This is a genomic window from Geminisphaera colitermitum TAV2 (assembly GCF_000171235.2).
Lineage (GTDB): Bacteria > Verrucomicrobiota > Verrucomicrobiia > Opitutales > Opitutaceae > Geminisphaera > Geminisphaera colitermitum.
On the sequence record NZ_ABEA03000135.1, the window covers coordinates 20,022 to 31,551 of the forward strand.

An 11,530-nucleotide genomic window follows, 5' to 3' on the forward strand; every position below is an offset into this window, starting at 1 on the left:
TATTCAGGAAGTTTGCGTTGGGTTCATGCCCATCTGCGGGCAGTGTAATATCAGGCGTTTACCCGACTATGTTTTCGCCAGAGGGGGTGATAAGATCGGCTCCTTGGAAGCTCTGGAGCTACCACTGACATTATGAGAACGCTCTCCTCGCATCGACCACTTACGCTACTATCCATTGTTTCATTCGCCAATGAATCGGCGATGCGCGCTCTCATGTTCGCAACCGCACTGGCAATGGCGTTTTTGCTCTCATTTATTGTTACTGGTCAGGCGATTGGCTCTACTTGGACTGGTGGGGCTGGAAACACCAATTGGTCGGCTGCGGGCAACTGGGACAACAGCATCGTCCCGAATGCGCCCGGTGCCAGCGCCGAATTCAATTCCGCCACCACGCCCAGCCTCTCCGGGCAAACCATTGCGCTCGGGGCTGACCGCACGCTCGACGCATTTATCGTCAATCTTGCCGCTACTGCGCACACGCTGAATTTCTCAAGTGCGAGCAACACATTGATCTTCAACAGCGGCACGGGGGCTCCTTCCAGTTTTACATTCAACGGCAACGGCTCGCTTACCATGGCGTCCAAGCTGGCGCTCGCCAACGACCTCAACCTCTTCAACAACAGCGGCGGCAGCGGCAGAATTACCTTTAACGGAGGCATCAATCTGGATGCCAACGCCATGAATATTAACGTGCTATCGACCGGAGGACTCGTGACGATCAACGGCATTATCAGCGGCACGGACGGCACCCTTACCAAGACCGGCACCGGCACCCTTGCGCTCAACGGAGCCAATACCTTTTCCGGCGGCGTGACCTTGTCGAACGGCACCCTTCTGCTTGGCAACAACGCGGCTCTCGGCACAGGGCGCGTCTCTGTCAACGGCGGCGCATTTCAAATCGCCGCCAACCGCACCCTTGGCAACCTCTTCGATTTCTCGGCTGATTCCACGCCGCAGTTTCTCGGCAATTCCGGCAACATCTACACCTTCGACGGCAGCGGTGCCTCCACTCTCGACGGCACATCCACATTCCAGATTGCCTACGGCGTCACCACGACCTTTGGGCCCAACCACGCCCTTGTCGATTCGACTGCCCCCGGCGCGACGCCCGGCAAGCTCGTCAAGGACGGCAGTGCAGGCACCCTGATTCTTTCCTCCGGCAATTCGACTTACTCAGGAGGCACCGACGTGCGTCTCGGCAAGCTCGCCACCGCCACCCTCGACAGCGGAAAAAACGTCACGCTTGGCGCGGCAAAAAACGGCGAAAACTACTTCGGTGTCGGCGATATCACGGTCAGTCAGCTCGGCACCACGCTCGACATCAACGGCGCCACCGCCGGCAACACCCGGGTCACCCTTGCTGGCAGCACCCTCACCCTTGCCGACAATGCCATCATGAAGATCAACAACGGTGCCAGTTTCGCTCTCAAAGGCGGCACCCTCTCCGGCGGCTCCTCCGGCACGGCAGGCGACCTCGTCCTCACCGGCAACCTGCTTTTCAATGGCACCAACCTTTCCAACACCGGGGGCATTGATTTTATTTTCGACTCCGTTGGTGCCACGGCCCGCACCATTTCCACGGACATCTCCGGTTACGAACTCACAGACACCGACCTCAATCTCATCAAACGAGGCACCAACGTCCTCGCCTTTTCTTCCGCCCCTGCGACATCCCTGTCGAGCTTCCACACCCGCGGCGACGTCCGCGTCGAAGACGGCACGCTCGACTTCGGTTCAGTGACGACCCTTTCCGCCCGCCAACTCGCCCTTGCCAATAACGCCACGGTCGCCTTCGGACGCGACAATCAGGTCTCTCTCGACACCGCTCTTGCCCTGCTTGCGCCGACCAACACCAGCACCACCCGAGGCAAGCTAACCCTCAACGACACCTCGCAAACCTTTGCCAGCCTCTCCCTTGCTTCCAATGCCAGCCTCGCCGTCACTGACTGGGGCAAAAACATTCTGGCCAACAAAACCATATGGGACGATGCCTCCGACAAGGCGCACATTTACGTACTGGCTGACCCCAACCTCTCAGCGGCAGAGCTTGCACGCATTTCTTTTACTGGCGTATCACGCTCATCAGTAGTGACCAACAATGGTGGCAAATACGAAATCGCCCCCTATCTCGCCGACATTTCCCGTTGGAATTCCTCCTCTGCTGGCAACACCTTCACTTGGCTCAATGAACAAGACTGGGACGGCGGTGTGCCCAATACCTCGGGAATGACGGCCAACATGACCTTCTCCGGTTCTACCGCCAGAACCATGTCGCTCGGCAGCAATACATTCCATGTCGCAAGCTTGGACTTTAATCTCTCTGGAGCCAGCACAAGCCTCACCTTCAACGGAACCAGCACCTCAAACCGAGGCATCCTCAAAATCGACAATGGCATCGCAGATAAAAATTCTGTGGTGAAATATGTTGGCAGCGCCACCTCCCAAGTGATTTTTGGCAACACCTCACGTGTTGATATCGACGATACGGTTGAGTTTAATATTACCTCAAACAAAACCGCATCGCTCTCTAATCCCGCCTGCTACGACATCAATTTTACAGCCAATACGCTTTATGGAACTGGCGACATTATCAAAACTGGCACCGGCTCACTCCGTATTGATACACAATCAGGTGCAGGAGCCTATTCTGGCACGATCCATTTGGTAGAGGGCATACTTTTTATTCCGGGTGGCAGCACGGGTGCAACGATCGGAAATGCTACCATTTCCATTGATGGAACAGGCACTGTTGCAATGGCCGCTCCTAATCTGCCAAACTTAAATAAGTTCATCATAAACAGCGACTTCACCGTTCAGCATAACGGCATGGCCGGCTCCCCTGTGATCTTTGGCTATTCCGGCGACGTGGCCCTCAATCAAGCTAGCACCACCATATCTGGAAACACAGGTCGCTATACCTTCAACTTCGATTTCGTCGATGGCGCTGATCAAACCGGAACGGTGCTCAGCTCCGCACTAACATTCAAAAATGGGAATGGTACTATTGGACAGATTGATCTCAATGGAGACCATAGCACATTTTCCGGAGGTCTAACGATTGCCAAAGGTATCTACGCTGCGAATACAAACCTTCAAAACAATCTTTTGATCGGCAAGAGGGAAGGCACTCTTGTCGGATACACTGATTACACAAACTATCTTGGCAGCGGTGTGCTCAATATCGGCAGCGGGCATAAAACATCAGGAACTTACGGCCTTTTTGTTAAAAACAACGGTTACGATACACTTGTTGCTGGCACAATAAACATGACAGATGATGGCGCCCGTCTCAATTTTGTGAAGGGAAACTCCAGCGTCAGTGGCAACGTCCTTTTCAGTGGCGCGAACGCCAAATTCGTTAATACCTCCGGTGCTGGCACCGTATTCCTTATTTCCGATGGCAACCTTACGTTTGAAAACGGGGCGTCTCTCAATTACGGAACTGGTTCAGTCGGGAACATTAACCTGGTAATGAATACCGCTGGTTATGATACAGTGCTAAAAAGCGATGCTCCGCTCATCTTGGGTGGCTCATCGGCAGATTTAAAGTCGCATAGTGCCAGTTCAATGTTGAACAAGACCGGGACTGGCCGCACCACTCTTGAAACCAGTCTGACTGCCTCTACCATCGCAGTAAATTATACACCATCTGGCGTCACTCCCGAACAAGGCAGCATCCTGGATCTTGGCAGTGCATCTAATGTTGTTTCCGGCCTCAACCACAGTAACAGTCAGCTTGTCGCTTACACCGGAGGTACCATCGAGACGAATCAGGCCAATATTAATATTTACAAAGTCACGACCGCCGGTGGCACGATTCGTCTTGGTTCGGATAATAAAATATCTTCCATTATTGATGGAAGCATGACTAACACCAATTTCGCGCTTTCACTCCAAGGCGGCAAGTTTGATGCCAATGGTTACAAACAACAATTTGGTAGGCTCAATATAACAACAACTGGATCCACTATCGATATCGGAAAGAACACAGGCGGACTCACCTTTGAGAGCCTTGTTATGGATGCGGCGCCCGGACTGCTCTACATGATGAATTCCGCTTCGGACGGAAAATGGGCATCCAATGCAAGCAACATTGATCAATATGGTTATTTCCGTATTTTAACATCTAGTCTGACTGGCACCTTGATCAATAATTTGCTGAACAACATGCATTTCGTTGGCTATGAAGATGCCGATACATTCACGTCTGGCAATTACACCTATTTTACTCCTGGCCAGAACCAACTCTTCGAATGGCTCGGAAACAACGACCTCGACAGCAATGGCTTCCAGCAAAACGACAACTGGTCTCCCGTTGGAGCCTCTACAATTCCAAATGCTGCTGGCTCGATGGCCTTGATTCACAACTATGATACAGCCCTGAATGGAAAAACCATCCTGCTCAACGGCACCAACACGTTTGGCGGCATCAATATCAAAGCCAATATCAACCAGGCCTTCACCATCGCTGGCACAAGTGGCAGCAAACTCATATTGGATAACAATGGCAACGGTGCCAAAATCAGTTATGATAACAAAGCCGTTTCTGCCAGTGCGCCTGTTATAGCAGCCGACTTGGAACTTCGGGATAATCTGACCATCGATACTATTGGTAATACAAAATCAGCCAATGCATCAGGCAATACCGGCGTCGGCGAAGACCTTTGGGGACGCCTCACCACCACCGGTGTCATCAGTGGCAATTATGGAATCACCAAAACCGGTGTCGGTCTCTGGCAAGTGGGTGATAATCTGACCGCCAATTCTGTCCTCAATAATACCTACACGGGCGAAACGCTCTGGCTTGATGGTGGTATCGTCATAGGTGCATCAGGCACGCTCTTCGGCACCAATAGCCTGCATGTTTCCGGCCCGGGCTCACACATATTGCATGCCACGGTGGGTCGCAGTTATACCATTGACACACCATTATTTTTGGATGCGGATCTGCAATTCGCCTACACCACACGCCAGACGCAGGCCAATGCTCTTATCCAATTTGGCAGCCACGATCCCGCCAAGAATACCAATGGATTGATTGGCTCCGGAATAAAAACCATATCAAGCGCAACCAATGCCGGTGACGGAGCCTACCTCTATATTCGTCAAAACATGGTTGGTGTTGACGACACCAGTGGCCTGCGCGTCATGGGCAGGCTCGCACTGTCTGGCAATAATACCTTCAAAGGTGGAGTTGAACTCGGTTCCGGCCACTTGTATATTGGCAGTGACACGGCGTTGGGTAGTGGCACCTTTACGATCACGGGCAGTCCGACGATTCGCGCTATAGACGGAAAATCCAATGCAACAACTACGCCTCCTGTGACCACACGGATTCTGCAGAACCGCTTGGATTGGAGTGGCGGCGTCATGCTCAATGGTGGCAACTTCAGCTTTACGCATGCTGGCACCAGTCGCCTTGGCAGTGGCATGTTCTCTATAACAAGCCAAAACTCTGTTGGCGGCCAAAATCTTGTTTTCGGCAAAGACCACATTTTCGTCGATGCTGGTGTGGGTGTCGCAAACAAGAGTGGATTCGAGATTACATCAATCTCCCAGAAATCACCGAACGACCGCCTGACCATGCGCTTTGAAGGCGGCGACAACACCTTTTCCGAGGGCCTTAATTTCCGTCAGGTCACGATGAGCGAGCAATTGCATGACAATGCCTTCAGTCTCCAACTCGGCAGCTCGTCTACAAGCAACGATAACGGACGCACCGTTGCCAAAGGTCCGATTGGTACTGGCACACTCACGCTCGGAGGCGTCAACACCGTCATGGATGCAGGCGTTTATGCCTATAACAACGACGTCACTCTTCACAATAAGCTGGAGATCAACGTTGCCAGACTCCACACAGGCGTAATCAACGAAGCCATTGGCACAGGCAGTAATTATAACAATTTCTCCAATAACAACGGACAGGTGCTCACCTTTGCCTACAATGGGGCGGTCAACCTCACACGCGACCTGACCATTGATGCCAAATCCGGCTTCACCGTCTTTTCTGCCGACACCCAGCTTACTGGAAACGCCAAACTGACCAAAACTGGCGAAGGCTACCTCCAGCTAATCGACCCCCACAACAACTATACAGGCGGAACGTCCATCAAGGCAGGCGGCATGATTGTTGGCGATGGTAACGTTCACGATGGCACAAGCGGAGACATCTCCATTGGTGCTAAACGCGTTGCTGGCACAGGCACCCCCCTGGGCATAGGCACCCTCTCTATTTCCGACAGCGGCCAAGGCCTTGCCATTCGTATTGCTGATGGCCACTCCGCTTACCTGACCGACGCCAACTTACTCATCAAAGACGGCACAGGCATCCGCCTCGGCTCGTCCACCGCGCCCGGTGCCATCCTCCCCGGAGAACCCGCCTCCTGGGGTAACAACGCCCGCCTTGTTATCGGCACGCCAGATGGCACCGCGCAACGCATCGGACGCGCAGTTGACGACAACCTCAGTGTACTCGGCATCCTTCGCACCGTCTCTGATACCAGTGCCATCGTTAAAACCGGCACTGGTGTAACCACTGCGGCTGTCAATTTCGACACCGCCAACCTCATCATCGAACAAGGCACGCTTGCACTCGACGCAACCAACCTCCTACGCGACACCCGCAAGCTCACCCTTGACGGCGGCACCCTTTCCCTTGGTGGCCACAACCAGACCCTTGCCGCCGGTTCGATCCTCGACATGACCAACAGTTCCCGCATCGACTTCGGCAACACCCCCTACGACACCAAACTCACCTTCTCCGACCTCGCGCTCGTCGATACCGGCAGCAGCTACCTCTTTGGTTCCACTGGCAATGCCGACCTCATGTTTGACGTCACCAACTGGAACGGCCTCGCCAGCGGCAACGGCGTTGACCAACTCCTCTTCACGAACTTCTCCGGCGAAGTTGATAAACGCATCCGCAACATCACTTTCAACTACGGCACCAGCGGAGCCAAAGTCATTGCCCTGGGCAACGGCCTCTACGAACTCGTTGCCACCTCGGTTACCTACGAATGGCAAGGCAGCTCCTCTTGGGAAGTGGACGGCGGCTGGACCCGCCCCGGTAACCCCAGCAAAATCGGCGACTCTGCCCTCTTTGGAGACCTCGATCCGGAGCTTAACGGCAAAACCATCAACACTGGCACCACCAAACAACTCGGTGCCATTGTCGTATCCAACACCATGGGAGCCGCCTTCACCATTGGTAACCCCGGCAGCCAGCTCACACTCCAAGGCGAACTCCCTGAAGACGACGTCCACATTCGCATCACTCCCGAATCCAACGCCTCCCCCACCATCGCCGCCAACCTGATCCTTGCCAACAACCTCCGCGTTAACCACGAAGGCACTGGCATTGCCACCCTCTCCGGCCAGATCACCGACGCCGGCGTCGGCATCAACGCCCCAGCCAGCCTCACCAAACAAGGCGACGGCATCCTCCGCATCACAGCCGGAACCAGCACCTACCGCGGCGGCACCATCCTCGAAGACGGAACACTCCAAATCGGAGCCAGCAGCTCCATCTCCGGCGGAGCCGTGACCAACGGCCCCCTTGGCACCGGCCCCCTCACCGTGACCAACGGCACCCTCGAAGCCATCAACGCCGCCCGCACCCTGCACAACGCCATCGCACTCTCCGGCGACATCGCCATTGCCGGCCCCCGCGCCCTCACGCTCCAAGGTGCTGGCAACAGCGCCGCCACCCTTGCCGCCAGCACCACCCTCGACATCGCCAACCCCACCGGACGCCTCTCCATCGGCACCGGCTACGGAGCCAACGGACTTACCGGCGCAGCCAACGCCCGCCTCACCAAAACCGGCGCAGGCCTCCTCGATCTCCAAGGAGCCAACACCTATGCAGGCGGCACCACCGTGCAACAAGGCACCCTGCGCCTCGGCCACGGCTCTGCCGCAGGCACTGGCGACATCGCCCTTGCCGCCAACACCACCCTCAACCTCGACTTCTCCAACGGCACCATCGCCAACACCCTTACCGGCACCGGCAGCACCAACATCCTGGGCCAGAACATCGCCCTCGCCACCAACGCTGCCAGCTACACCGGCAACTGGCACGTAGCCGCCAACGCCAGTGCCACCATTACCGACACCAACAACCTCGGCGCCGCCAGCACGCTCAACCTCAACGCCCCCACCGCGCGCCTCACCATCGCCCCCACCGCCACCGGCAACTACACCTTTGCCAACACCCTCAAAGGCAACGGCACCCTCGCCGTCAACCTCGCCAACGCCACCGACACCTTCACCCTCGCCAACAACCCCGCCACCTCCGCCTTCAACGGCACCCTCCGCCTCGACCGCTCCACCTTCGCCCTCGACGCTGCCGCCAGCACCCGCCTTGCCAACGCCACCCTCTCCCTCGGCACCGGCAACACCACCACCGTTACCGACGGCATCCAAACCACTGCCAACCTCACCCTCGACGGCGGCAAACTCATCTACCCCGGAGCCACCCTCCCCTCATCGACGATCTCGACCGGTATCATCAACACCACTACACTCGCGCTCAACAGCGGCAGCGTGCAACTCGACATCCGCGCTACCCCCCCCCCCCCCTCCTCAACGACCGACGCCAACCTCCTCGAACAAGACGACCGCGTCCTCGTGACCCTCATCAACGCCAACACCGTCACAGGCAACGCCGCCAACCTCACCCTCCTCGACGCCACCGGCACCGCCATCACCACCCCCCGCACCCAAGCCATCACCCAAACAAACACCCACGTCGCCAACGCCATCTACGACTACTCACTCGCCACCACCAACGGCACTGGCTCCAACGGCCTCTACCTCAACTACGGCCTCACCCAAATCGACATCCTCAACGGCAAAGCGCTCACCCTCACCGAACGCGCCGGAGCCACAGGCAACGCCGCCGACATGAACGCCCTCATCACCGGCACCGGCGACCTCAACATCAACGCCACCAACACCATCTCCCTCTCCCGCCAAAACACCCACACCGGCGAAACCCAAATCACCAACGGTATCCTGCGCGCCAATACCACCGACATCATCGCCAACAGCACCCGCGTCACCCTCGCCAACACCGGCACCACCCTCGACCTCAACCACCACGACCAACACATCAACAACCTCGGCGGCGCAGGCACCCTAGCCCTCACCGACGCCACCCTCACCGCCAACTACACCGACGCCACCACCACCCTCACCGGCCCCATCACCGGCGACACGAACAGCCAATTCATCAAAAACGGCAACGGCACCCTCGGTATCGAAAACAACAATACAAATTACCACGGCACCACCACCATCAACGCCGGAGCCATTGAAATCGAAGCCAACCGCGGCCTCGGCACCGGTAACATCACCTTTGGCGGCAACTCCACCCTGCGCACCTACAACAAACTCACCCTCGCCAACAACCTCACCAGCAACGCAGGCGTCACCGCCACCCTCGACATCACCAACGACCTCACCCACACCGGCACCCTCAACGGCGCGGGCAACTTCACCAAAACCGGCGCAGGCAAACTCACCCTCACCGGCACCAGCACCGACCTCATCGGAGGCACCACCATCAACACTGGCGAACTCGCCCTCGCCACCACCGCCCGCCTCGCTGGTCCCATCACAGCCAATGCCAACACCACCCTCAGCGGCACCGGCACCGCCCTCGGCAACGTCTCAGTTGCCAGCGGCGCCATCATAGCCCCCGGCAACTACGCCGACACCGCCAACACCGGCACCCTCCACATCGGCGGCAACCTCAACCTCGCAGGCGGCTCCATCATCGACTGGCAACAAGGCGACTTCATCTCCATCGCAGGCAACCTCACCCTCACCGGCACCGCCCTCGTCAACCTCGACGACTACGTCAACGGCACCACTGTTTATCTGGCCAGCTTCAACCTCATCAACGGCGGCAGCATCGACCTCTACGACGCTGCCAACTGGTTTGCCCTCAACACCGCGCACAACGCAGCCTACGGCGATTACACCGGCCACTTTGAATTCATCTCAGAGAACGGCAGCAACTACCTCATTTACACCACCCCCGTTCCCGAACCCGCCACCTGGGCGCTCATCATCGGCTCCACATTCCTAGGCTGGACCTGCATCTACCGCCGCAAACAACGCCGATAACCGCCTTCGGATGATAACGTCCGGAGTCTTGCGCACATTTTCTAAAGCTATAGAGGCAGGGGAGATAACCCTGATGACAACAGAAACCACGAAGGAAGGTCGCGATGAAACCGCGACCGAAGACAAAGCAATGCCCGGCGGAGTAATCCGCGTGGACGAAAAGATGATCCAAAGCCACCTCGACAAGGTGGTGTTATCGACCGTGGAGCAAACGCTCAACGCGCTGCTCGACGCCGAAGCCGAACGCTTGTGCGGGGCAGGACGGTACGAGCACACCGAGGCGCGCAAAGACCAGCGAGCGGGCCATTACGAGCGGCAATACCACACGAAGGCGGGCGAAGTGACGCTGCGCATGCCCAAGCTGCGGAAACTGCCATTTGAAACGGCGATCATAGAGCGATATCGACGACGCGAAAGCAGCGTCGAGGAAGCTCTTGTGGAGATGTATCTGGCGGGCGTGTCCGTGCGACGCGTCGAGGACATAACCGAGGCGCTATGGGGCTCGCGCGTGAGTCCATCGACGCTGAGCGAACTCAACCAGAAGATCGCGGTGCAAATCGACACCTGGCGCGCCCGCCCGATCGAAGGTGAGCACGCCTATGTTTATCTCGACGGCATCTGGCTGAAACGCAGCTGGGGCGGCGAAGTCAAAAACGTAAGCATCTTGGTCGCAGTGGGAGTAAACACAGAGGGTTACCGCGAAGTGCTCGCCGTGGAGGAAGGGACGAAGGAAGACAAAGCCTCGTGGCAAAACTTTCTGCGCCGCATCAAAGAACGCGGACTCAAAGGCGTGAAACTGTTCATCTCGGACAAGTGCCTCGGTCTGGTGGAAAGCCTCGCCGAGTTCTATCCGGAGGCCAAACACCAACGCTGCGCGGTGCATTTTTACCGCAACGTGTGGTCGCTGGTACCCGCCGGCAAAGTGCGTGAGGTGGCGGCGATGCTCAAAGCGATTCACGCGAGCGAGGACCGGGCCTCGGCACGCATCAAAGCCGCGCAAGTGGGCGCGAAACTGCGCGAGATGAAACTGCCCGCCGCCGCGCAACTGGTGGAAACAAGCATCGACGAAACGCTCAACTATTACGACTTCCCGAGCCAGCACTGGCGTTCATTGCGAACGAACAACCCGCTCGAAAGGCTCATGCGGGAAATACGACGGCGAACACGAGCCGTGGGAGCGTTTCCCGACGGCAACTCGGCCATGGTACTTGTGGCCGCGCGCCTGCGCCACGTAGCTGGAACGCAATGGGGCCAGAAACGTTACATGGACATGGCCCGGATTAACAACGCCGCGACGATGGAAGTCCAGGCGGCATGAAACTTTGGCTCGGGGCTGCGCTGCGGCCCGCCAAGCCGGGCCTACGCGCAGCCCCGAGCCCTCAACGAAAAACCATACAACAAA

Annotated in this window: 2 protein-coding genes; both read left to right on the top strand. The window is 57.1% G+C overall.

Annotation, left to right across the window (positions count from 1 at the left end):
- The first annotated feature begins 213 nt into the window (after window positions 1–213).
- Complete coding sequence (locus OBACDRAFT_RS16025) at window positions 214–10,128, top strand: autotransporter-associated beta strand repeat-containing protein (RefSeq protein ID WP_198529921.1); 9,915 nt, start codon at window positions 214–216, stop codon at window positions 10,126–10,128.
- A gap of 130 nt (window positions 10,129–10,258) precedes the next feature.
- Window positions 10,259–11,446: an IS256 family transposase gene (locus OBACDRAFT_RS16030; protein ID WP_198529925.1), complete on the top strand. Its 1,188-nt coding sequence runs from the start codon at window positions 10,259–10,261 to the stop codon at window positions 11,444–11,446.
- Window positions 11,447–11,530 lie beyond the last annotated feature (84 nt).

Coding starts and splice junctions, on each gene's coding strand:
- OBACDRAFT_RS16025 (WP_198529921.1), top strand. CDS start 214: ATGTTCGCAACCGCACTGGCAATGGCGTTTTTGCTCTCATTTATTGTT.
- OBACDRAFT_RS16030 (WP_198529925.1), top strand. CDS start 10,259: ATGCCCGGCGGAGTAATCCGCGTGGACGAAAAGATGATCCAAAGCCAC.